General features: G+C 36.6%; 18 protein-coding genes. 8 read left to right on the top strand and 10 right to left on the bottom strand.

Annotated elements, in window-relative coordinates; genetic code table 11:
• Positions 1 to 14: 14 nt before the first annotated feature.
• From dnaX to G8E00_RS06935, 5 genes are all read right to left on the bottom strand, one after another.
• The gene (gene dnaX, locus G8E00_RS06955) at positions 15 to 2,264 is read right to left on the bottom strand and encodes a DNA polymerase III subunit gamma/tau (RefSeq protein WP_166223047.1); all 2,250 of its coding nucleotides are present in this window, start codon (positions 2,262 to 2,264) and stop codon (positions 15 to 17) included.
• Positions 2,265 to 2,332: 68 nt separating this feature from the next.
• The gene (locus tag G8E00_RS06950; protein ID WP_166223044.1) at positions 2,333 to 3,073 is read right to left on the bottom strand and encodes a hypothetical protein; all 741 of its coding nucleotides are present in this window, start codon (positions 3,071 to 3,073) and stop codon (positions 2,333 to 2,335) included.
• Positions 3,074 to 3,084: 11 nt separating this feature from the next.
• On the bottom strand, positions 3,085 to 4,368 hold the full coding sequence (locus tag G8E00_RS06945; protein ID WP_166223041.1) for a serine hydrolase domain-containing protein: 1,284 nt from the start codon (positions 4,366 to 4,368) through the stop codon (positions 3,085 to 3,087).
• A gap of 115 nt (positions 4,369 to 4,483) precedes the next feature.
• A complete protein-coding gene (locus G8E00_RS06940; protein ID WP_166226467.1) occupies positions 4,484 to 5,338 on the bottom strand; it encodes a MaoC family dehydratase in 855 nt (284 codons plus the stop codon).
• A 268-nt stretch (positions 5,339 to 5,606) separates the two neighbouring features.
• On the bottom strand, positions 5,607 to 6,998 hold the full coding sequence (locus G8E00_RS06935) for a 3-oxoacyl-ACP reductase (RefSeq protein ID WP_166011979.1): 1,392 nt from the start codon (positions 6,996 to 6,998) through the stop codon (positions 5,607 to 5,609).
• A gap of 237 nt (positions 6,999 to 7,235) precedes the next feature.
• On the opposite strand from G8E00_RS06935, the gene G8E00_RS06930 reads away from it, so the two are divergent.
• A complete protein-coding gene (locus tag G8E00_RS06930) occupies positions 7,236 to 8,774 on the top strand; it encodes an acetyl-CoA C-acetyltransferase (protein ID WP_166223038.1) in 1,539 nt (512 codons plus the stop codon).
• 1,300 nt (positions 8,775 to 10,074) lie between these two features.
• Here the strand turns inward: G8E00_RS06930 and G8E00_RS06925 are convergent.
• Both G8E00_RS06925 and aceI read right to left on the bottom strand, forming a co-directional pair.
• Complete coding sequence (locus G8E00_RS06925; protein WP_166223035.1) at positions 10,075 to 11,232, bottom strand: OmpW/AlkL family protein; 1,158 nt, start codon at positions 11,230 to 11,232, stop codon at positions 10,075 to 10,077.
• 308 nt (positions 11,233 to 11,540) lie between these two features.
• Positions 11,541 to 11,963, bottom strand: a complete 423-nt coding sequence (gene aceI / locus G8E00_RS06920) for a chlorhexidine efflux PACE transporter AceI (RefSeq protein ID WP_166011976.1) — start codon at positions 11,961 to 11,963, stop codon at positions 11,541 to 11,543.
• Positions 11,964 to 12,180: 217 nt separating this feature from the next.
• On the opposite strand from aceI, the gene aceR reads away from it, so the two are divergent.
• The 4 genes from aceR (at position 12,181) to G8E00_RS06900 (ending at position 16,397) form a co-directional block, all read left to right on the top strand.
• Positions 12,181 to 13,071 (top strand): HTH-type transcriptional regulator AceR, encoded by an 891-nt coding sequence (gene aceR / locus G8E00_RS06915; RefSeq protein WP_166011975.1) that lies wholly within the window; start codon positions 12,181 to 12,183, stop codon positions 13,069 to 13,071.
• 90 nt (positions 13,072 to 13,161) lie between these two features.
• Positions 13,162 to 14,151, top strand: coding sequence for a transaldolase (tal, locus tag G8E00_RS06910; protein ID WP_166223032.1), 990 nt, complete (start codon positions 13,162 to 13,164; stop codon positions 14,149 to 14,151).
• A 159-nt stretch (positions 14,152 to 14,310) separates the two neighbouring features.
• Positions 14,311 to 14,958 carry a leucine efflux protein LeuE gene (gene leuE, locus G8E00_RS06905; protein WP_166223029.1) on the top strand — a complete coding sequence of 216 codons (648 nt, stop codon included), beginning with the start codon at positions 14,311 to 14,313 and terminating at the stop codon, positions 14,956 to 14,958.
• Between the two features lie 212 nt (positions 14,959 to 15,170).
• Entirely contained in the window at positions 15,171 to 16,397 is a 1,227-nt protein-coding gene (locus G8E00_RS06900; protein WP_166223026.1) for a benzoate/H(+) symporter BenE family transporter, read from the top strand.
• A gap of 124 nt (positions 16,398 to 16,521) precedes the next feature.
• On the opposite strand, the gene map is transcribed toward G8E00_RS06900, so the two are convergent.
• A complete protein-coding gene (map, locus tag G8E00_RS06895; protein WP_166223023.1) occupies positions 16,522 to 17,316 on the bottom strand; it encodes a type I methionyl aminopeptidase in 795 nt (264 codons plus the stop codon).
• 357 nt (positions 17,317 to 17,673) lie between these two features.
• On the opposite strand from map, the gene brnQ reads away from it, so the two are divergent.
• Positions 17,674 to 18,972, top strand: coding sequence for a branched-chain amino acid transport system II carrier protein (gene brnQ, locus G8E00_RS06890; protein WP_166223020.1), 1,299 nt, complete (start codon positions 17,674 to 17,676; stop codon positions 18,970 to 18,972).
• A 686-nt stretch (positions 18,973 to 19,658) separates the two neighbouring features.
• The gene (locus G8E00_RS06885; protein WP_166011969.1) at positions 19,659 to 19,910 is read left to right on the top strand and encodes a hypothetical protein; all 252 of its coding nucleotides are present in this window, start codon (positions 19,659 to 19,661) and stop codon (positions 19,908 to 19,910) included.
• A 273-nt stretch (positions 19,911 to 20,183) separates the two neighbouring features.
• On the opposite strand, the gene G8E00_RS06880 is transcribed toward G8E00_RS06885, so the two are convergent.
• Entirely contained in the window at positions 20,184 to 20,663 is a 480-nt protein-coding gene (locus G8E00_RS06880; protein ID WP_227591406.1) for a hypothetical protein, read from the bottom strand.
• A 372-nt stretch (positions 20,664 to 21,035) separates the two neighbouring features.
• Here G8E00_RS06880 and G8E00_RS06875 point away from each other — a divergent pair, with 372 nt between their 5' ends.
• Positions 21,036 to 21,893 carry an alpha/beta hydrolase family protein gene (locus G8E00_RS06875; RefSeq protein ID WP_166223017.1) on the top strand — a complete coding sequence of 286 codons (858 nt, stop codon included), beginning with the start codon at positions 21,036 to 21,038 and terminating at the stop codon, positions 21,891 to 21,893.
• An 89-nt stretch (positions 21,894 to 21,982) separates the two neighbouring features.
• Here the strand turns inward: G8E00_RS06875 and G8E00_RS06870 are convergent, their stop codons facing one another.
• Complete coding sequence (locus G8E00_RS06870; RefSeq protein ID WP_166223014.1) at positions 21,983 to 23,521, bottom strand: TerC family protein; 1,539 nt, start codon at positions 23,519 to 23,521, stop codon at positions 21,983 to 21,985.
• Positions 23,522 to 24,118: the final 597 nt, after the last annotated feature.

The following is a 24,118-nucleotide window of genomic DNA, read 5'->3' as shown; positions in this document are numbered from 1 at the left end:
GCATATTAACTTCATTAAGGCTTTAATTGAATTTGATGAATTTCACCTTCAAAGGCTTCAACCAAGCTTTTCACTACAGGCTCTGCATGTAACAACTCTGAAGCACGATTGAATGCACGCTCTTTTCGTTCAGCTTGTAAGGTATAAGGCGTCGTAGTTGTTATCTCTTTATACTGAACATGAAATACTGTATGAGGCCACTGTTTCTTCAACTCGCCCTCTAACACATGTTGTAGCTGTGTCAGCATTTGCTCGTATTCAGCTGGAATAGTAAAGGTTGATGCACCATCAATTTGACCACTCATAATGCCTTGTTGTGCCAGCTCTTGCACAGCTGGAGACAAATCACTCTGTCTAAACCAATATTCCCATTTATCTAAAGTCCATTCACCACTGAGTTCTTGCGGTTGTAACTTTAAAATGTCTTGAGGAAGCAGTTTTGAATCTGAAGAATGTTCAATCTTTTGCTTCAATGTTGCAGCATGCTGTACAGGATTTTCTGTAGATTGGTTATCTTCAACAACCTCATCCACAATGACTTGTTCAGTATCCAACTGCATTGAATCTAAAGGCAAAGATGGTGTTTGAGCATTTGAATCGACTACAGCATCTGCAACATCAGCCTCTGGTGCCAAGAAAAATACATCTTGCTGTTCTGTAGTCGCTAGCACTGCTTCAGCAACAATTGGCTCTCCAAATGAAGTTAAGCTAGGTTCATCCAATTGAGACGTTTGTTCATGCTGAATCGCTTGTTGTACATGTATAGGTTCAACATCATTTTCAGCAGCGATCGCACTTGATGACGATGATTCAAGCGTGTCCAAATGAGGGGTGATGTCTTCATTTAAGATTTCATCCTCCAAATAATCATCACTACTTGGCTCGTGAACAGTTGCCTGATCAGTCCCCTCTACGTTTGAATTCAGACTGAATTCATCATCGTCATATGAACCTTGAAAATCATCAAAATCAGAGGCTAAAGGTGTATCAACAGTTTTTGATTCCTGATTGATGATTTGTGTTTCATCATCATGATTTAAATTTGTTAGTGTTTCTGACAAATCATCTTGTTTTTGCTCAATGACATGTTGAGAAATTAATGCGGAAGATGAGTACTGTTGAGCTGATACTTGGGATGTTGAAACTTGCGTATGTTGTTGAACCACAACTTCATTGGGCTGCATTGGACGAAATGCCAATAAGCGCAACACACACATTTCAAAGCCTTGCTCTTGGGTCACCGCCATTTGTAAATCTGCACGGCCTTTGCATGCAATTTGATAATACAACTGTAAATCTTGCGCTGACAGCAACGCCGACAGTTGCATAATTTTTTGATTAATTTCAGCACTATATTTCAATGCAAGATCTGGCAGATATTGCAGTAATGCCAATTCATGCAAGGTAGATATAAATTGATCTAAGACCAAAGACACATCTAAAGCTTGTTGTCTAAATTGTAGCAATAACTCACTGACACGTTGACGCTGGTTTTGGTGAATCGCCAAAATTAAATCATAAATAATCGTTCGATCAATCAGTCCAAGCATTTCTTTGACATCTTGATGACGAATTTCGCCCTGACCATAGGCAATGGCTTGATCTGTCAGCGATAACGAATCACGCAATGAACCTTGCGCAGATTCTGCAATTTGCCAAATGGCATCTGATTCAGCAGGAATGCTTTCTTTGCTTAGGATATTGGTTAAGTGCGAGGTAATTTCATCGACTGTCAAAGGACGTAAGGTAAATTGCAAACAACGTGAAATCACCGTAATTGGTAACTTTTGTGGATCGGTGGTTGCAAATAAGAATTTGACGTGTTCAGGTGGTTCTTCAAGCGTTTTTAATAGCGCATTAAATGAATGCGTTGACAGCATATGCACTTCGTCAATCAGATAGACTTTAAAGCGCCCTTGAGTTGGCGCATAAGGTACGTTATCTAACAGTTCACGCGTATCTTCAACTTTGGTACGTGATGCTGCATCAATCTCGATGAGATCGATAAAGCGACCTTCATTGACTGCGGTACATGTTGCACAGACTTCACATGGTGTAGAGGTTACCCCAGTTTCGCAGTTGAGGCATTTTGCCAAAATGCGGGCAATGGTGGTTTTACCTACACCTCGAGTTCCTGTAAACAGATAGGCATGATGCAAACGCCCACGTTCTAAGGCGCTGGTGAGTGCACGTGATACGTGGTTTTGACCAACCAATTCGATAAAATTACGTGGGCGATATTTACGTGCAAGTACCTGATACATGAATGCTCCCTGATTACAGGTCTAAGGATACTGTTTTTTTTGCAATTAGTGAATGAAGAAGCATAGAGTTATTTTTTCTTTGAGATAATTCGATCAATTTCTTCGAATTTTACAATTTTAAAATCTTGATGGTTCATTGCATTTAATAAAATTGTTTTATCATTACTGCTTTCGAGTACCAACCAACTTCTATCATCGCTTGAGCTCTTCAGGACAGCAATTGGAAGATCATTCAGGTGATCAAGCTTTATATGCGCTGTAATAAATGAGCAGATGACAATAATTAAAAAGAGTATGAAATAGTGAAAAATTTTGTCTTGCTTAATATGACGATTAATTTGCAAACCAGCAATCAACCCAAGTAAAACACATAACCAAAAAAAGTTTGCTTTATTAACTAAATGCATTGATTTCAAAACAATAATCGGAATTGATAATAAAAAAGTTAAGAATAAAGTCTTAAAACATGTATATCGATTAAAATATCCAACCATCTGAGCTTTAATGAACGAATGATTATGACCTAGTACATCAAATTTAAAGGATTTTTTTCTCAAAATTTTTCTGTATAAATATCTTGCACACGTATCATATCTCTCAACAAAAAAATCTACAAATATGACCGCTGAACAGAAAACCAACATGACCTTAAATACTTCAAATAAATAAAATGTTGGTGATAACAGCGATGTCATCCAAATTGCATCTAATTGATAATAGAAATAAGTATTGGATATGACCGTTATACTTATTCCTATTATACTCAACACCCCAAACAATTCAGTTATCGATAATTCTTTTTTAATCATTCACTTAAAATTCAAAACCACCCTTTACGACCTTTTAACACAGCATCCGCACAACGTAAAGTTTCCTGGGTTAATCCCCACAGTCGATAATCCCCTGTAATCGAACCAATGGCAAAATTATGCGTATACGCAAAACTTAATTCACGTGCAGGATCACACCAAGCCCCAGAGCCGTTATATCCAATATGACCAAATCCTTCTGGCGCACGTTTACCCATACTCAATACTCTGTGATAACCCAAACGCCAGTTCATTGGGATTGGCATGACACGATCACGGCGTGTACTTTGAACTTTGCTCAAAGCTTTAAATGTTTCAGGTTGAATTAAAGTTTGATCTTGCCACTGCCCTTTATTGGCAAGCATGGCGTATATTTTTGCCAAACTTTGTACTGTAAACGCACCGTTTGCAGCTGGTATAACCGCCTGAATACCTTGATCACTAAAAAAACTAAAATCACGCATTTTTTTAGGAATCATGGCATCGACAAAATCTTGAGGATTTTGACCCGACCATTGTATGAATTTTTCAGAAATTGAGAATTTCGGTTTTGACTGAGCTTTTGACTGCACTTGCTTGGTTTTTTGTTCGGAGGATGACTGATTTTCCTGCTGTGCTTTTTTAATTTTAAACGGGCGAGCAACACGGCTCAATTGAGCTTGAGGAACACCAAAATAAGCACCATCCAACTCTAAAGGATCGACCAAATAACGTTGCATAAGCCAAGCAAGAGGCTGTTTCGCAGCTTTTTCTAATATACCTCCTACCAACCAACCAAAAGTCAGTGCTTGATATGCACTATCCTGCCCAATTTTAAAACGGGGTTTGGCTTGAGCCATAACTTTGAGCATATGAGCCCAATCCGCCATTTCAACTGCGGCATCAATATTATTTCGGATATCGTAAAGTCCAGATTGATGACACAGTACATGACGTAAAGTCATTTCAGCTTTACCATTTTGAGCAAACTCAGGCCAATAGTTTGAAATTGGTGAGTCGTAATCCAAAATGCCTTCACTGACTAAAATATGCGCCAGCGTTGCAATAACACCTTTTCCAGTTGAATAGCAGATTGATAAAGTATCTTCAGCCCAATCTTCATCTAAAGATTTTTTTCCTGTAAAAATATCAACGACTTTTTGACCTTGAAAATAAACAACTAAAGCAGCGCCACCTTGTTCAGCACGATGATCTTGGAGTCGACTAAAGGTTTTTGCCACATCTTGAAAACGAACGTCCACATGTCCGTGATAGTGATCTTGATCAGCAAACAAGATCTCTTTAATTGCATTCATTCCATTGTCCTTATGCACAGCTTATTTTACTTTATTCAGCATAGCGAATATTGAGAAACTTTTTGTAAGTCTTTAACACAATAAAAACCCAAATCTAGAGATTTGGGTTTCTTCATCAAAGTGTGTGAATCACACCTGAAACATGCGGTTTTTTGGTCTTTTTATTGCGAATCAAAACATGTTGATCTTTGCCATCTTGAGCTGTTAAGAACTCGACTTCTGAAGGTAAATACATCGGCAGCTTAAAATAAACATCCGCTTCATACGCATCAGGCAAATTTAAACTTGCAAGTGCCCGTGCCTTACTCCACATTCCGTGAGCAATGGCTTGCTTAAAGCCAAATGCTTTCGCTGTAAATGCATGGATATGAATCAGATTATAATCACCAGATGATTTTGCATAACGGCGACCTGTATTTTCAGCAACATCCCAAGTCGCTTGCACAGCATAATCCAACACTTTGTCATCTTTCACTTTTGGCGCAACTTGAGCATCGGTTTTTTGACGAGCAAGGTAAGTTGTTAAACCTTCCATCACCACTTCATTTCCGACCTTTGCAGTGGTCAGAAAATCAAACTGCAGCCCTTTATCATGTGGTTTTAATTCACCAAATTTGCAAGACAAAGTAAGGGTTTCATTGACACCTATTTTACGTAATTGTTTCACTTGATTGCGTATATGAACCAATCCCAATAATGCAAATGGAAAAGCCTCAGAGGTCATCATATGCATTTGCAAGCTCTGAGAAATCACTGCCAAATAAGTCGCAGGAATATAACCATTATTTTTATAGCCACAAATTTCGTTATAGGCTTTTAAGTGATCAACATCTACACGATAAGCATCTACAACATATTCAACTTGCGGTAAAACTTTTTCACCTTTTTGCTTTTTAAAAATTAACCCTTGAATCACTTTTGGATAAGCCATATAGGCTTTTGGCAATTCTTTAAAATGGCGAGTAATCATCATAAACCTTTATATAGTTTTAATTTCAATGGGGAATTAAGCTCCACCTACTAAGAATACGATAAAGCTCCACCTTGACTTAATAGCATAATTTTCAAAAGAATAATCTACAAAACAATAATTTAAAAACAATAATATTTGCAAATTATTCTTAATTAAAAACAGAACAAAGAAAATCCCACTCAGGTGAGAAGATTTTCTTTGTCCTTTTATGACACGGTGATCAATCTAACTTTAACGCTAAATAATCAATCCTTAATCATGAAGATTAAGCACCCAATAGGCTTTGGCCACATACACGAACCACGTTACCGTTTAAACCAGTCGATGCTGTCGCAGCAAACAGTGAAATGGTTTCAGCGACATCGACAGGCAAACCACCCTGACTCATTGAGTTCATACGGCGACCCGCTTCACGAATCGCAAAAGGAATTGCCGCTGTCATTTGCGTTTCAATAAAACCAGGTGCAACGGCATTAATAGTGATGCCATCTTTGAGTATTGGTGCAGTGAATTTCACTAAACCAATTACACCAGCTTTAGACGTTGCATAGTTGGTTTGACCTAGATTACCCGCAATACCTGAGATTGAAGATACACAAACAATACGACCATTTTTATTTAAGCCTTTGTTTGACAGCAAATAGTCATTTACTCGTTCAATCGCTGACAAATTAATATTGATGACCAAATCCCAAAGCTCAGGCTTCATGTTCGCCAAAGTTTTGTCTCGTGTGATTCCAGCATTTTGTACAATAATGTCTAAACCGCCACGTGTTGACGCTGCTTGTTTGATTTTTTCACCCGCATCAGCAGCTGTAATATCAATAGCCAACGTTGAACCACCAATGGCACTTGCCACACGATCCAAATCGTCTTGTTGTTGTGGGACATCCAAACAAATCACATGAGCACCATCACGCGCAAGTACATGTGCAATCGCCTCACCAATACCACGGCTCGCACCTGTAACCACTGCAGTTTTACCCGCTAAAGGCTTTGCCCAATCTACATCGACAACAGCACCTTTAGACACACGAATCACTTGCCCTGAAACATAAGCAGAACGTGGAGACAAAACAAAACGTAATGTTGACTCTATATTTTGCGCTGCATCTTGATCGACATACACCAGTTGTGCAGCTATACCCTTTTTAAACTCTTTACCTACAGATTTAACAAAACCTTCAAGCGCACGTTGAGCAATGGCTTGTTTAACAGTTGGTGCAGATTCAGGCGTTAAACCTACGACAATCACACGCCCTGAAGTTTGGATTTGACGAGCCACTGGGTTGAAGAAAGCATAAAGCGCTTTCAGTTGTTCAGAATCTTGAATACCAGACGCATCAAAAACCACTGCTTTAAATTTTGACTCTTTATCGCCATCATTAAATGCACTTAAGCTGAGTCCAGCTTTTGCAGCAGCTTGTTGGAGCTCAGTATTATTACCTGCATAAGCATTGGCATGAATATTACTTAAGACTTGAGCAATCTCGCCTGAAAAGACACTTTTCGCTGCAGAACCCACCAAAACAGCGCCTTGCACAACTGGTGCTGCGGACTCAAAACGGTCAAGGGAGATTGGTGATGGCAAACCTAAATTTTTGATGACGAATTTACCAATCGGAGATTTTGCGAATGCTTGATATTGGTCGGTCATAAGTTTGATCTCTCAACAAATTGAATGTGGGTGGACCATGGTGTTTATTGAAGTTCATTTTAGTCTCAAACACTTAAATTTATCATGATCCAAGATTATGTATATGATGATACTTGAGTTAGGCTATGTATGTCTTGACCTGAGCGCATGGTTAAATGTCATTATAGTCAATACGACCTTTTTTCAAATATGCTAATCTAGTCTTAAGAATATTGCCAACATGCTTGGAAAAGCCTTATGAGCAAAACAAACCAACAAAACACACAAGCAGAAAATACTGCCAAAGAATCTGTGTCAAATACATCAAAGAACTCTGCAAAGAGTACGACGAATTCACGTAAGAACACAGATTCTAAAACTCAAGTCGCAACTTCGACAAAAACTTCACGTCCTCGTAGCACAACACCTCGTGAAAAAAACACTGCGAGTACTTCTAAGTCTGAATCTAGCAAGACTTCTACTTCAACACCAATTTCTGCTCAACAGGATAAAACTATGAGTCAAAATACTGTTCGCCGCGTTGCAATCTTAGGTGGTAATCGTATTCCATTTGCACGCTCAAATGGTGCCTACTTTAAAGCAACCAATTCTGACATGCTGACTGCTGCGTTAAATGGTCTTGTTGAACGTTTTAATTTACAAGGTCAACGCTTAGGCGAAGTTGTTGCAGGCGCAGTTTTAAAACATAGTCGTGACTTCAATATGACACGTGAATGTGTCCTCGACACGCAACTTGCTCCTGAAACGCCAGCTTATGATATTCAACAAGCGTGTGGTACAGGTTTACAAGCGGCTTTTGCTGTTGCCAACAAAATTGCTTTGGGTCAAATTGAAGTAGGTATTGCGGGTGGTGTCGATACCACTTCTGATGCCCCTATTGCTTTTGGTGATGGTTTACGTAAAGCATTACTTGAACTGAATATCGCTAAAACGGCAAAAGACCGTTTAAAAGCATTGACTAAAATCAATGTAAAAGATCTGCTTGATGCGCCGAAAAATGGTGAACCACGTACAGGTCTATCTATGGGTGATCATCAAGCAATTACTACGCTTGAATGGGGTATTTCACGAGAAGCGCAAGATGAACTTGCTGCATCTTCTCATCAAAAAATGGCGAAAGCTTATGAAGAAGGTTTCTTCGATGACCTGATCACTCCATTTTTAGGTTTAGAGCGTGATAACAACTTGCGTGCTGACTCTACAGTTGAAAAACTTGCAAAACTTAAACCCGCATTTGGTAAAGGTGATGCACGTACGATGACTGCGGGTAACTCTACACCGCTTACTGATGGTGCATCAGTTGTATTGCTCGCTTCTGAAGAATGGGCAAAAGCAAATGGACATGAAGTTTTAGCTTACTTGAGCTTCTCTGAAACTGCGGCCGTTGACTTTATTGGTAAAAAAGAAGGCTTACTCATGGCTCCTGCTTATGCAGTCCCTCGTATGCTTGAGCGTGCTGGTCTTAAACTTCAAGATTTCGACTATTACGAAATTCATGAAGCTTTTGCATCACAAGTATTATCGACACTTAAAGCATGGGAAGATCCTAAATTCTGTAAAGAGCGTTTAGGTTTGGATGCACCGCTTGGTTCTATTGATCGTTCTAAATTAAACGTTAAAGGTTCATCACTTGCAGCTGGTCACCCGTTTGCTGCGACTGGTGGTCGTATTTTAGCGACTGCAGCTAAGCTTTTAAATGAAAAAGGTTCTGGTCGCATTTTAGTCTCTATTTGTGCGGCTGGCGGTCAAGGTGTAACAGCCATCGTAGAAAAATAATTTCCTAGAATTCGGTCTAAAAAAGCACTTCTATTGAAGTGCTTTTTTATGAGTTAACTCGAATGTTATTAAAGAAAATGATCAATGTTTGTGAAAGTTAAACAAAATTGAAATTATAAAAATATATACTTCCATCAGATAAGACTAAAATACAATCTGAAAATTTTATTTTCTTTAAGTTCTTAGACTTTGCATTGTTAAAATCAATATTTGGTGTAATTTAAATGTGTTTGTTCATATAAATGTTTTTTAATTATTCCTATGATTATTGATAAATATATTTATAAACTCCACAACTTATCAAATTCCCACAATAAACATATTAATATAATAATAGACACAAAATAATTTAAATGATTGTTTTATCACACACTTTTTTCCGACCAATGTCATTCGATTTATCCAACAAAAGTTAGTTTTTTGTTTATAATAATGCCTAAATATCAATTGAGTAGTTATTTATGGAGATAGAGAATTGAATAAAATTACAACAATTATTTTATCTATGTGATGAACAAATCCAATGAAAAGTTTTGTTCATACTGAGTCTTATAAAAAGGTTTTAGATTCAGATGAACTAGATATGGTAACTGCTGTTTCTTAAAGTTTGAACAGAGTTCTAAAGAATTTAAAGATTATCCATTTAACCGTAGCTAATTTTTAAATTTGTTATTGGTTTTCCCTTTTCAAAGTCGAGGCCTCGATCTCTTCAGTCCGCCTCGACTTTGCTTTTTATTATCCTATTCGTAGTTTATACTTAAAGCTAATCAAAGTTTTTATACAAATACGAAACATCAATAAAGTTCTTTCAAAAATCAATCAATGATCATTGACTCAGAATCCAAACCTTTTAAACTCCCTTCTCTCGCCCCATATATAGTTCAGGGAGAAGGTTAAGATGAAGGGTATTAAACTTAAAATAACCACTCCCTTGCGCACTTAGATCACATTCTGAAGAAGCTCATCACTTGCGCTTTATTTTAATGCAGTAACGTGCTTTAAAACTTGCTCAGGAGTGAGAAATGTATTGTGAATTTTAATTGGTTATAAATAATTCACCAAAGCAGTTGAATCATTATTTCAAATTTAATGTATGAATAAAGTGCCATACTTGCTTCTAGAAAATATGTATGAAAAATTAAAGTTTAAAAACGCTCTATATTATTCATTTGTATATACCCACAACATTTTAAATTCTACACAGAAATAAAAAAGCCCAAAGATAAACTTTGAGCCTTTTTTAAAGCGAAACTATTACACAGTTTTTAAAAACGAGGTATGTAAATAAATTCCTCAGAAATTAAAATCTATAACCAACACCGACATAAGTAATTAAAGGATCAATATCAATTTTGGTCGACGAGCGTATCAGTTTATTACCAGTATTTTTATCAATCACATCAATGTTAGCTCGATTACTCAGTTTTGCATAAGAAAGCGATGCGATTCCAAACCAATTTTCATTGATGTCGTAAGTTGCCCCAAGTGTTACAAGCGGTGCAATGGCATCCGTTGTTTTAACACGTACTTTAGGGTCAGCACTTGACACTTCACCATCTAAAGCTGCACCAGCCTTATCATCCAAAATATTTTGAATCATGTGCCCAGCATTAACTAAATCTTGTTTAATCGTTGAATCAAGCTTAATTTCATTAAAATACGCATACATGATTCCAGCGCCAACAAATGGTCTAAATTTATTCACGCCAGATTGACCAAATTGATACTGGACTTCCATAGCCGGTGTCCAAGCACGTACAGATGATGCCCTTTTCTTATTTCCTAAATTAGTAATTGGTATGTCTTGTGCAAGATCCAAAATTCCGTCTGGAAATAGCATAGCAATATCACCTTGTGGCATTGCTTCACCTGTCATATTGGCAACAATTTCCCCCTTACCTTTAATATCAACTTTAGGTGGAATTCCTCCAATAAATTGAAGAGAAACATGATCATTTAAATAATAGTTGAAAGTCAGACCTAGGGTATCAACATTTTTCGCTTCAAGACCTGTGTCTTGTGCGGTCCATTGATCAATTCCTTTTAATTGTGCTGAACCTGCAGTAGATGCATTTATATTAGATAAGTAACTTTGATCATCAGAAGCATCATTATTTTCCAAAGCACCTAACATTTGTGCAAGCGATTGATTTCCTATGCCTGGTCTTTCAAAAGTTAAAGGTAAAAAATCGAGCGCATTCTCACCCGTATATAACTGCGCATCTGGATCTATTGAACCTAAAAATGCTTGCTGTGATATGCTACCGATACCATATCCATTCTCTTTATTAGGATCTACGACACTATTGATATTGAAAGGATTGGCTTTCCCTTGTGGCATCACATGCATCCAACCCGCTGATACTGAAAAACGTTTAAAGTTTTCTGCGTAACTTATATTGGTTAAAGCAACACATGAACCTGCTACGATGATTTTGCCCCAAATCATTTTATTCATTTTTTGTCCTTAAATATTTTTAAAATCTTATACATTTCCTGCACATATAAGATATACGAAATCAAACAAAAGTTTCATAAATCCGACAAAAGTTTTTTTTGATTAATATTTTTTTACTATAAGAAAATAAATCACTATAATGTTACACATATGTTTTTCTATTTTTTTCGAAAAAATTTAACAATAAAAAAAGTCTTAATTATCCAACTTATGTTAAATATCAAGTACTCAAAAACCCAATATAATGAGGTATTTATCTCATTATATTGGGTCTAATCTATATTTAGTAATTTTATTAAAATTAATTTTTAAGAAGCTTTGACCTCTGTAAAATGAGCTTCTATACCATCATAACACCACTGAAAAATGAAGGTATAAACCAAAATACATAAGGTTAAGCTTAAATCGAGTAATACAGCTTCCCATATGCCAAGATTTAACGCATAAGCCACCATTGGAATAGTCGCTAACATCAAACCACCTTCAAATCCAATCGCATGCCCAATACGTACAGGTATAGTTCTTTTAAATTGGTACTTTGCTTCTGCCTTTTCAAAGAAATGATTAAAAATCATATTCCAAATGACAGAAGTCACCGCCATCACAATACCCAATGTACCCGTCACTTCCATCGGCATTTCAAACATATAACTCAACGCAATCGCAATGATCACCAATAAGATGATTTCATAGCTCAGCGCATGAATAATCCTTCTTTTGGAAATCAACATAAAAATTCTCAATTTGTTTAAAGTTTTGGCATTATATGTCTGTATAATTGAAGATAGTAGTCAGATTCTTTCAATAATATTGATAGATAAGACGCAATATTTATCCTTATTACTTCTCCAGCAGAGTAAAGTGTGAGTGAAAACACATGGATAAAGCTATTTGTTTATTCATTTGTGGCAATCTAAAACATCATTTTCCAATTAAGAATTGAGCATTATGAATATCAATCAAGACCAGTTGGTCATCTTTAAAACTGTAATGGAATTAGGTTCATTTTCAGCAGCGGCAAGACAACTAGGTAAAGTTCCTTCAGCCGTCAGCATGTCTATTGCAAACTTAGAAATTGATTTAAATTTACAATTGTTTGATCGAGTTGGACGTGAGCCAAGACCAACAGCGCAAGCAATTGCACTGTTTGAAAAAACCGAACAACTTTTGGTTGAAATGAATCAATGGAAACAACAAGCCTTTGCACTGAGTGAAGGCTTAGAATCATCCTTAAATATTGTGGTGGTCTCTGAACTTCTACACACACAATGGACTGAGTACATCGCACTACTGGAAAAAAATTTTCCTCAACTTCAAATCAATATTATTTCAGCGCCACAAGAAGATGCACAAAACATGCTGATGAACTCATCCGCTCAACTGGCACTGATGTTTGAACGAGAGTTTTTAGACACAAGCGAACAGTTTGTAGAATTAAAACGGGAAACAATAATACCTGTGGTTTCAACGCAACATCCATTGGCAGATTTTGAACAAGTTTCTTTTGAACAAATGCAGAATAATCGTCAAATTGTGATCGCAAGTCGTGATAAATCGATTAAACCTGAACTTTTATTTTCCAAAAAATACTGGCGCACAGATAACCATCACTCTGCTGCGATGCTCATACTAGCGAATTTAGGTTGGGGCATTCTCCCCTTACAAATGTTAGAGGAAAACCCTGATTTAAAACAGAAATTAAAAGTTTTACAGTTGACCGATTTCACCCCAAGATTTGAATATTCGGTCGATTTAGTCTGGAGTCGTGAAAACAAACTGGGGGCTGCTGCACGTTTTTTGATTCATCACGTCAGAAATCAACGAAATTCTACAAAATAATCACCATTATGATGCATTTTGATTCAATTCAAAAATCACCTTGTGATATAAATAAAGTTACAAGTATTTTGAATAAAGAATTACACCGCAATGACTCAATCAGCATTAGATCAATTAAAAAAAATGACCACTATTGTTGCAGATACTGGTGATTTAAAAGCAATACAACAATTCCGACCTTTAGATGCGACGACCAATCCATCTTTAATTACTGCAGCAGCTTCACTTCCAGAAAATAAAGCGTTGATCGAGTCGGCTTATGCTCAAGCAAAAGCTGAAGGTTATGAAACAGATCTCCTTATAGAACGTACGATTGATATTTTAACCGTCAAACTCGGTGCTGAAATTTTAAAAATTGTTGAAGGTCGTGTTTCAACTGAAGTTGATGCCGCACTTTCATACGACACTGAGGCGACCGTGGAGAAAGCCAAGGAATTGCTGGCTCTTTATAAAGCTTATGGTGTCGATCAAGATCGTATTTTGATTAAAATCGCATCCACTTGGGAAGGTATTCAAGCTGCACGTCAACTTGAGGCAGAAGGAATTCACTGCAATCTGACTTTATTGTTTGGCTTGCATCAAGCACGTGCATGTGCAGATGCCAAAGTGACCCTGATTTCACCTTTTGTGGGCCGTATCTTAGATTGGTATAAAAAAGCTGAAAATGTTGACCAATATCCGATTGAAAAAGATCCAGGTGTCTTGTCAGTCAAACAAATTTACCATTACTACAAACAACACAATGTAAAAACAGAAATCATGGGTGCAAGTTTTCGTAGTGTAGATCAAGTCCTTGGTCTGGCTGGTTGTGATTTACTCACTGTATCACCAAATTTGCTGGCTGATCTTGCACAAGATCAACGTACTGTTGAAAGACAGCTATGCACAGATCATGCTCACGCACATCAACAACATGAATACACTGAAATTGCTAAAGCGGAATTCAAAGCTGAAGTTGAAAAAGACTTGATGGCTTTTCAGCTCTTACAAGGCGGTATTGATGGCTTTATTAAAGCCCGTGAACAATTGAGTACGTTATTACGTCAATCTTTTGGTGTCGATGCAAACATTCATGCATAATTAATACGACTATAATCAACGTTTCCGAAGTCGATTACTACATTGCACTATATATAAGATATACGAGTCTTTTAGAAGGCTCGTTTTATTTTTGATTTGATTTATTCATCCTACGTAGATCAAGTTTCCCCCCAAGTTTTGTAAACAGCGAGATTGATTGTGTTTGGTATTACTGACATCGTGACTTTTATCATAGGCACGATTCTTATTATTCTTTTACCAGGACCAAATTCGCTTTATGTGATGTCTATTGCGACACGATATGGCATAAAAATTGGCTATATCGGTGCTTTAGGCGTTTTTACTGGCGATTGTATCTTAATTTTATGTACGGTCTTGGGGGCTGCAACCTTATTGCACAATTTTCCGTGGTTGTTTATTGCCCTTAAAGTTGTTGGTGCGCTGTATCTGTCTTACTTAGGCTTAAGATTATTGATTGCGGCATATCATACTTGGGCGAATCATACACAACGCATAGAACAAGATGAAACTGAGAATCCTCAAAAATTTCATCCATTTCGCACTGCACTTACCGTAAGCTTACTGAATCCGAAAGCCATTTTATTTTATTTATCATTTTTTGTTCAGTTTGTAGAGCCGAATTATCCTTACCCAGCGCTGAGTTTTACAATTCTTTCCATTATTTTACAGATCTTGAGCATGGCGTATTTAACCCTGCTGATTTTTTCAGGCGTGAAAGTTGCCAACTTTTTTAATCAAAGATATAAACTCTCTGCGATCGCTGTTGCCACAGTTGGCTTATTGTTCTGTGGTTTCGGGATCAAACTGGCACTCTCGACCATGTGAATATAATCACCTCTTTGAACCTATAAGCTTGTATACAAAACACTGAACACTGAACACAAACTAAGTGAATATGAATCAAATTAAGATGTGGAATAACGCTTGTAAAAGTGCTTACATACGTAGCTGTTCAATCATGATTTGCCAACCATACTTTTCACAGTCATCTGTACATTTATCAGACTTTCAGAGCCTGCATGAACAGCGTATGATCAATGAAAATTTATACAACCATTCTCATATTCTTAAGACAAACCATGCACAATATTATAAAAGATTTTTCTATACCTGCGGTGTTCGCAGGTTTTATCACTTTTCTGATTGGTATTAGCGTCTCTTCGGTACTGGTGATACAAGCTGCTCAAATATTAGGTGCACATCCCGATCAAATCAGTTCGTGGTTTTGGGCTTTAGGACTTGGCATTGGAGTTTCAGGTTTATTACTGTCTGCTTGGTTTAAATATCCTGTCGCAACCTCATGGTCGACTGCGGGTCTTGCGCTCATAATTGCCACAGGCAGTGGTTATACTTTATATGAAGCGATTGGCGCATTTCTGATCTGTGGTTTACTCACTGCCATTTTAGGGTTTCTTGGGGTATTTGAAAAACTACTCAAATACATCCCTCAAAGTTTAACCAGCGCAATGTTGGCTGGCGTGTTACTTAAATTTGGTATTGCAGTTTTTGCGCAGTTGAATCATGAATGGGCATTTATCCTGATTTTGCTTTCTGTGTATATTATTACTAGAAAAGTTGCACAACGTTATTGCATTGTCATTACATTGTTAGCGGGTTTTGTGATTTGTCCTTATTTCATGGTTTGGAATATTCCACAATTGGATTTCCATTTAACACAACCTGTTTGGATGCAACCCACATTTACATGGTCAGCTATACTGGGCTTAGCCTTGCCGCTTTTCCTGATTAATATGGCTTCGCAATATTTACCAGGTATCGCCATGATCAAAAGTTATGGCTATACCCCACATGTAAAATATCTCATTGGCTGGACGGGTGTTGCTCAAACTTTACTTGCACCTTTTGGTGCATTCTCAACCAATATTGCCGCAATCAGTGCCGCGGTAAGTTTAGATGATCAAGTCCATCCTGATCCTAAAAAGCGTTATATTGCAGGTATCAGCAGCGGATTTTTTTATATTTTAACAGGGCTATTTGCTACCACGCTGACCACTTTTTTGATGTCGTTTCCCACTGTGTTTATGATCGCTTTGGCTGGCATTGCTTTATTTGCCACCATTGGACACAACATTGCTCAAGCTTTTTCCCAAACTCATGAGCGAGAAGCAGCTTTGATGACTTTTTTATTTAGCGCATCAGGCGTGCAATTTTTTGGAATAGGATCAGCATTTTGGGGTTTATTGTTTGGGTTTGCGGTTTATCTTATTTTTAAAGTCAAATCTAAATCTAAAACCCATGAATAGTCGTACTCTTCATTATTGTAATGATGATCATCAATCAACATGAAGCCTATAACTTGTTCAAAAAATTTAATAAAAAAGCTCATTCAAATGAATGAGCTTTTTTATACATCTTAATGATCTAAAATTAGATCGCTGGATATTCACCCGTACCTTCTGGCCAAGGTGTTAATAATTCAAAGCCATCATCAGTCACGGCAACCATATGTTCCCATTGTGCAGACAATGATTTGTCTGAAGTCACGACTGTCCAACCATCTCTTAACTCTTTCACAGATGAGCGTCCAGCATTCACCATCGGTTCAATGGTAAACACCATGCCTTTTTTCAACACAATGCCCTGACCTGGTTGTCCGTAGTGCAAAACATTGGGCTGTTCATGATAAATCTTACCTATGCCGTGACCACAGTATTCACGCACAATGCTATAACCCTCACGGTGCGCAACCGATTGAATGGCAAAGCCAACATCACCCAATGTTGCACCAGGTTTAACGGCATGAATACCTGCAACCATTGCTTCATAGGTGGTATCAACGAGTTTTTTTGCAGCTGGTTTTACCTCACCTACATAATACATGCGGCTGGTATCACCAAAATATCCATCTTTAATAATTGCAACGTCAATATTGATAATATCGCCATCTTCAAGCACGATTTTGTCAGATGGAATTCCATGACAAACCACTTCATTTTTAGAAATACAGGTGGTTTTGGTATAGCCATAATAACCAATATTGGCTGGAATCACTTTTAGCTCATTCACAATAAAATCATGACAAATATCATCTAAATATTCGGTCGTGACACCTGGTTTAACATAGGCACCTATCATCGATAAAACTTCAGCAGCCAAACGCCCTGAAATTCTCAAATTTTCAAGATCTTGTTCAGTTTTAATTGTGATATTGCGTGCTTTCATTGCCACGATCTCTAATAAATTAAATAGAATTATAATACTTATAATAATTTATTTCATGAATGAATGTTTGATCCAAATCATTTGCTAAAATAATTTGGGAGATTTGTCGAAATATTAGACACTTGAAATCCAATATAGGATTATGTTTTTTTCAATTAAATGGATAAGTATTTTCAATAATAAAACTATATTTTTATTTTTCATAAATGATTCAATTATATAAATTAACTATTTATTGAATGTTTATTCAAAAATTGCAAATCAATATAAATAAAACTCATATTCAGTATAAAATAAACTCCAAAATTCAGTGTTTTTCTACTAAAATCGCTTTTTTTGTTCGAACCATCTCCCACCATGACGAATTTACGTACACGGGATATTATTGCCTTAGGTTTTATGACCTTTGCACTATTTATTGGTGCGGGCAATATTATTTTCCCTCCGATTGTGGCTCAGCAAGCGGGTGAACATGTATGGTTAGCTGCGTTAGGTTTCTTAGTGACCGCAGTGGGTCTGCCTGTCATTACCATTATTGCTTTGTCGCGTGTTGAAGGTTCTATTCAAAATTTAAGTTCACCTTTAGGTAAAATCGCAAGTTTGATTTTAACTGTCGCGTGCTATTTAGCTGTAGGACCTTTATTTGCAACACCACGAACAGCAACTGTTTCTTATGAAATTGGTTTCTCTTCTTATTTTGGAACTTCAGGGTCTAGCTTATTGATCTATAGTGCAATTTATTTTGCTCTAGTAACTGTTGTTTCTTTATATCCAAACAAATTACTCGATACAATTGGACATTTTCTTGCACCCTTAAAGATTTTGTCACTGATTGTACTCGGCATTGCTGCAGTGTTGATTCCTTCAGGTTATATTCCACCTGCAATCGATAACTATGTAAACTCGCCTATCTCTGAAGGTTTCGTCAATGGTTATTTGACCATGGATACCTTAGGCGCTTTAGTTTTCGGTATTGTTATCGTCCATGCAATCCACTCTCGTGGTGTGACGGATAAAAAACTGGTGACTAAATACGCAGTCATCGCCAGCCTGATTTCAGGTGTTGGTCTAACCTTAGTTTATCTCAGTTTATTTAAGCTCGGTTTAGGTAGCCATGAAGTTGCACCCAATGCAGCAAATGGCGCAATTATTTTACACGCTTATGTACAACATGCTTTTGGTGACTCAGGTTCAATCTTCTTAGGCGCGATGATCTTTATTGCATGTATGGTTACTGCCATTGGTCTAACCTGTGCTTGTGCTGAATACTTTTCTCAAATCACTAAAATTACCTATAAAAAATGGGTATTTATTTTAGTCGGTTTCGCATTCATTATTTCAAACTTAGGTTTGACAAAATTGATCGCTTTCTCTGTACCTGTATTGAGCGCAATTTATCCACCTGCAATTGTCGTGATTTTATTATGTTTCCTTTGGAAATATTTCAATCATCCCTCACGTGTTGTTGCACCGGTGACAGCTGTAGCATTTCTATTCGGTATATTTGACGGTATGAAAGTCGCTGGATTTGATCATTTCTTACCAGATGTGATTAATCACTTACCTCTAAGTTCACAAAACTTAGCGTGGCTCATTCCTTCTTTTATCGTATTTATTTTATGTTTTGCATTAGATAAAACAAAGAAATCTGCTTAAAGCTCCTGATTCATTAAAGTTGCACTAATTAAGTTTTACCCAAACTGATTAGCCCGATATTCAATAAATGATTGTTTTACCCAAATGACGCTTATTGATTGCAACTTTATCTTGAGTTCCATATTTCAAATCATTACTCAATTTTATAATTTACTTCCCCCTTTTCTTATCTCAACTTGATGCGCTTTGCGTCGCTTTTTCAATTTGTAACATTTATTTTGCACTGTCATGTAGCAATTCCACTATAATCGCCAGCCCATAACACATGTTGCACAATATAATTTTTAGATCTTGCCGTTATTTTCTAAATTTTATGAATGAATTCATCATATTATTTTTTGATTTCATATTTTTCTTATTTGGCAAAAAAATTGCTTATATTTACATGTGATGTGGTCAATTATGTCTATTCATTCTCATAAATTTGATGTTATAGTCTCATTTATAAAATGAATGTATTAAAAAAACACATACTTATTTTAACTTTTATATTTACTCAGTTGTCAAATTCAATCGAAAAACTGCAAAAAATGTAGAAATATGACAAACTGTCATAAAACTGTCATAATTAATTTACATAATGGTAGTATTTTCCCTTGAAATCTTTTGCAAAGACCTGTACAACTATAAATATAAATCTGACTAAATTATTCGGTTTAGTTTTATCGTCAACAGGAGGGATGGAGATGTCACCAATACATTTCAACAAGCAAGTCTTCATTAGCACCTTGAAGGCCAACAACAATACAATTGTATTTCTAAGTACAACCATTGCTTTGATGCTCACATTATTATTACAAGGCACAATCCAAGGTAACTTGAAACCACAATTCTTTATGTATGCCGTCATTGTCTCTATGGCATTTTATGTTTGGGCATTTATTGACTATAAATACCGCAACGTATCGATCATTGATCAAGATTCAGAAAATAGTTAAAAGATGGATGACTCGTCATCCATCTTTAAAATGAAAAATAATAATTAAAATTAAAAATTAACCACTTAAAAAATCAAAAGCCTTCAGTTTAAGCAATCCTACCCTCAAATATCCCTTCTAATTTCGTTATAAAATCCATTGTGCTAAACACTTTGAATAAGCCTTATTTTTAACGTTCAACATTCAAATTCAAGTCGATCAAATTATATCTAGATATACAATGAACTGAAATTAACTATACCAACCATCATTAGCAAACTTTAACGACATTTTTCAAGGCATAAGATTCAACGCTAAACCAAGCAATAGAAGCCCCGTCCCTGCCAATTCAGCAAATATCAGTGATAGCATCGCTAAACGCATACAAATACGAGGCAGAGTCCATGTGCCAATTTGATGTGGCTCTTTAAATTGATTGCTAGTGTCTTTCAATATCCCATGCAGGATATAACTTATGATAGAAAATGAAAAAAAGACAATATTAATGATGACACACCAGAAATTAACCCATTCATTCCACACAGAAAAATGCGCCAAAACAGCTAAAATGAGTGTTGCGGGTGCATAAAGTAAGCTACTGCGATGCGCGATATCGACATAGTAATGCGCACGTGCTTGTTCAGAATGTGCGATTTGATAATACTTCCAGACCCCAGTTAACATGCCAACATACAAATAAATGCCACTAAAAAGTAAAGCAATTTTAACTGATAAATCAAATTGATAAAGCTCAAGCATAGCAATCCTCGACATACGTCCTTGTTATTGAATTTATTTTAAAGTGTTTTAATTCCCAGTTACTGAATTTGCAGTTACTTAATTTGCAGTTATTAAATTTCCAGCTGCTGAATTAACAGTTACCTAATTTTCAGTTTTTGAACCCTAGTATTCTTGCTATCCAACTTTGCGCTTACAGCATTTCAATCTATTTAAAACTTTGGATGTAAATGATTTTGTACTGTTGATACAAGTTAAGCATGTTAAATACATGAGATTACATCTTTAACATTTGGTTTTTTAAAAAAGCTCGATTTCCTTATGACTTCTAAGTCAGCTTTAAAGCGCTGATCATCAGCGAAAATGTGTAAATTAACACCAACATTAGGATACACGACCAAAAAGAGTATGGAATTATTTGAAGATCTTGTTTTGACTTGTGCAGATCAATACCCCTTAAGTGCTCGTTTCTATCCACAACAAGGGCCAAAAAAAATGACCCCAGTGTTAATTTGCCCTGCCACTGGTGTCACCAAATGGTTTTACCATAGTTTTGCCACATGGTTAGCAGAGCAAGGCTTTGCCGTATTAGTCTTTGATTTCCGTGGCATTGGTGCATCCTTACATGGAAAACTTAAAGACTCAGATGCCAGCATTCAAGACTGGGGACAATTAGATATTCCCGCAGCTATCGATGCATTGCTTGAAAAAACAGGTGCAACGCACGTCAATTTACTTGGACATAGTGCTGGTGGTCAATTGCTCGGAATTGTGCCGAATTATAATAAAGTCAAAAATCTGGTGGCGGTTTCAGGTTCAACCGGTCATGTGAAGGGTTTAAAAGGTAAAACCAAATTTCTTGCCCCTGTCATGTTTAATGTGATCTTCCCGATTTCACGTATCATCAAAGGATATGGCACAACAAAATTTATTGGTATGGGTGAAGATTTACCTAAAAATGTTGCCAAACAATGGGCGCAATTTTGCAGTCGTCCAGGCTATATTTTCAACGCCTTAGGTAAGACTATATTTGAAGATTATCACCAAGAGATTCGCATCCCCATCACTGTGCTCTGGTCATCTGATGATGAAATTGCCACTGAAGCCAATGTAAAAGATTTGATCCGATTATATCCAAATGCACAGACCAAAATGATTGAACTGGTACCATCGAAATTTCATCATCAAACGATTGGGCATATGAACATGTTTAAAAAATCTCACCAAAATCTATGGCCTGTTTTAGCTGCAGCACTTATTCCATAGCCCCTTACTACAAATAATAAAAGCCAATAAAAAAAGCCTCAGGTACTGAGGCTTTTTTCACTTAAAACATTAAAATTTAATTTCTTGAACTAAGCACTTTGTGGCAAGGTAATTTTCACAAATTTAATCCGTGTTTGATCCATCTCAAGGACTTCAAAGTGAATCCCCTGATGTTCAATGATGGTACCAACAGTGACATCACCTTGCGTTTTATCTAAGATTAGCCCTGCAACACTAAAGTAATCGCTATCATCTTCAATCAAATCCATCATTTCGAGCTCAAGTTCAAGCTGATAAAGATCCAGCATCCCCGTGGCTTTCCAAGTGGTTTCATCTATTTTTTGTAGCTCAAGTTGCTCATCTGCATCTGGAAACTCGCCCGCGATTGCTTCAAAAACATCGAGTGGTGAAATCAAACCTTGAACATTGCCATATTCATTGGTCACTAAAACCAATGAACCTTTTGAAGATCGCAAGGTATTGATTGCATCGATTACCTTCATCTTTTCATAGATAAATATGGGTCGATTGCGTTTTAGCAATGCTTTTAATTCTTCAGCATCATCCAGAACATCAATCAGTTCTTTCGCACGTAAAATGGTTATAACCTTATCCAGTTGCCCACGACATACTGGAAATAAACTGTGCGGTACAGAAAGCACTTGCTCACGAATCGATTCAGCATCATCATCTAAGTTAACCCAAGAAATTTGACTTCTTGGTGTCATGATGGACGCTACAGGACGTTCAGCAAGCGATAATACCCCGCCGACCATATAACGTTCTTCATCACCAAAAGTACGCTGTGCTTCTGCAATATCAGGGTCATTCTGAACATCTGCATTGAGCTTACTGCCCATTAATTTTAAAATCGAATCAGCTGTACGATGACGTAATGGAATTTTCGCCTCTTCTTTTGCTTTATTACGTGATGAAAATTGATTAAATGCTTCAATTAAGATTGCAACTGCAATACCAGAATAAATATAACCTTTAGGAATATGGAAACCAAAGCCTTCAGCAATTAGGCTAACTCCGATGAGGAGCAAGAAACTCAAACATAGAATAACAACAGTTGGGTGTCGATTTACAAATGCGGTAAGCGGTTTCGAAGCAATAAGCATCACAATCACCGCAATTGTTACAGCGGCCATCATGACATAGATGTTATCTACCATACCCACTGCGGTAATCACTGAATCTAGTGAAAATACGGCATCCAGTACAATAATTTGAGCCACGACCGCCCAGAAACTTGCATAAGCAATACTTCCTGAACTTTTAAGCTCTGGTTTGCCTTCCATTTTTTCGTGTAATTCGGTCACGGCTTTATAGACCAAAAATAATCCACCGAAAAGTAAAATCAGATCACGACCAGAAAAACTTAAATCCCATAAATGTATGATCGGTTTGGTTAAAGTGACTAACCAAGAAATAACTGAAAGAAGCCCCAAACGCATAACCAATGCGAGTGATAGACCAATGACACGAGCTTTATCTCGTTGTTCTGGAGGAAGTTTATCTGCCAAAATAGCAATAAAGACGAGATTATCAATACCGAGAACAATCTCAAGCACAATCAGTGTAAGTAGGCCAACCCAAATCCCAGGATCTAATAAAAACTCCATTATTTGGCCCCCTCAAACGCATATATAATCATTAAAGCGTTTAACCAACTCGGCGATGGGTCCATATAAGATACCTTTTCAAAAATAGTGACTATAATTATGCACATTTTTTAAAGGATTGATCAAATGATTTTCAGTTAAATGATGAATCAAGTTTAGTTAAATTAATCCATCTATAAAAATCCATATTTAACAAAAACTTACAATTAATATACAATTCATAATCTTCATTGTTCATTCGCCAAAACAAATGCGATCAGGATTTATATTTAAGATATGGATTATGAATTAAATCTAAATGTCTTATGCTTTTCCCTATGACTTAAATGACAGTATTTTTAAAATAAATTGCCAACCTAAAACCACAAAAATTAATTAATATAACCTGAGTATTGACCGAGGAATATAGGTCTAGATACCGAATTTGCATTCCTTTGTACTAAACACCAAACAAAGTGATGCCAATATGACAAAACAATACCCACATATTAAATTTATGTCGAAATCTGAATAATTTGTACTTGTGCTAAAGATTGCAACACTCACCTTCATATCTTAAATCCAAGAGATTTAATCATCAGCGCAACAAATAAGGTA

Origin of the sequence: Acinetobacter shaoyimingii (assembly GCF_011578045.1) — a bacterium.
Taxonomy (GTDB): domain Bacteria; phylum Pseudomonadota; class Gammaproteobacteria; order Pseudomonadales; family Moraxellaceae; genus Acinetobacter; species Acinetobacter shaoyimingii.
Note: the sequence above shows the minus strand (reverse complement) of the source record. Positions and strands in the feature narration are given on the sequence as shown.

Bases quoted from the DNA above. Each gene is read 5' to 3' on its own strand.
- dnaX (WP_166223047.1), bottom strand. From the start codon at position 2,264: ATGTATCAGGTACTTGCACGTAAATATCGCCCACGTAATTTTATCGAA.
- G8E00_RS06950 (WP_166223044.1), bottom strand. From the start codon at position 3,073: ATGATTAAAAAAGAATTATCGATAACTGAATTGTTTGGGGTGTTGAGT.
- G8E00_RS06945 (WP_166223041.1), bottom strand. From the start codon at position 4,368: ATGAATGCAATTAAAGAGATCTTGTTTGCTGATCAAGATCACTATCAC.
- G8E00_RS06940 (WP_166226467.1), bottom strand. From the start codon at position 5,338: ATGATTACTCGCCATTTTAAAGAATTGCCAAAAGCCTATATGGCTTAT.
- G8E00_RS06935 (WP_166011979.1), bottom strand. From the start codon at position 6,998: ATGACCGACCAATATCAAGCATTCGCAAAATCTCCGATTGGTAAATTC.
- G8E00_RS06930 (WP_166223038.1), top strand. From the start codon at position 7,236: ATGAGCAAAACAAACCAACAAAACACACAAGCAGAAAATACTGCCAAA.
- G8E00_RS06925 (WP_166223035.1), bottom strand. From the start codon at position 11,232: ATGAATAAAATGATTTGGGGCAAAATCATCGTAGCAGGTTCATGTGTT.
- aceI (WP_166011976.1), bottom strand. From the start codon at position 11,963: ATGTTGATTTCCAAAAGAAGGATTATTCATGCGCTGAGCTATGAAATC.
- aceR (WP_166011975.1), top strand. From the start codon at position 12,181: ATGAATATCAATCAAGACCAGTTGGTCATCTTTAAAACTGTAATGGAA.
- tal (WP_166223032.1), top strand. From the start codon at position 13,162: ATGACTCAATCAGCATTAGATCAATTAAAAAAAATGACCACTATTGTT.
- G8E00_RS06900 (WP_166223026.1), top strand. From the start codon at position 15,171: ATGAAAATTTATACAACCATTCTCATATTCTTAAGACAAACCATGCAC.
- map (WP_166223023.1), bottom strand. From the start codon at position 17,316: ATGAAAGCACGCAATATCACAATTAAAACTGAACAAGATCTTGAAAAT.
- brnQ (WP_166223020.1), top strand. From the start codon at position 17,674: ATGACGAATTTACGTACACGGGATATTATTGCCTTAGGTTTTATGACC.
- G8E00_RS06885 (WP_166011969.1), top strand. From the start codon at position 19,659: ATGTCACCAATACATTTCAACAAGCAAGTCTTCATTAGCACCTTGAAG.
- G8E00_RS06880 (WP_227591406.1), bottom strand. From the start codon at position 20,663: ATGTCGAGGATTGCTATGCTTGAGCTTTATCAATTTGATTTATCAGTT.
- G8E00_RS06875 (WP_166223017.1), top strand. From the start codon at position 21,036: ATGGAATTATTTGAAGATCTTGTTTTGACTTGTGCAGATCAATACCCC.
- G8E00_RS06870 (WP_166223014.1), bottom strand. From the start codon at position 23,521: ATGGAGTTTTTATTAGATCCTGGGATTTGGGTTGGCCTACTTACACTG.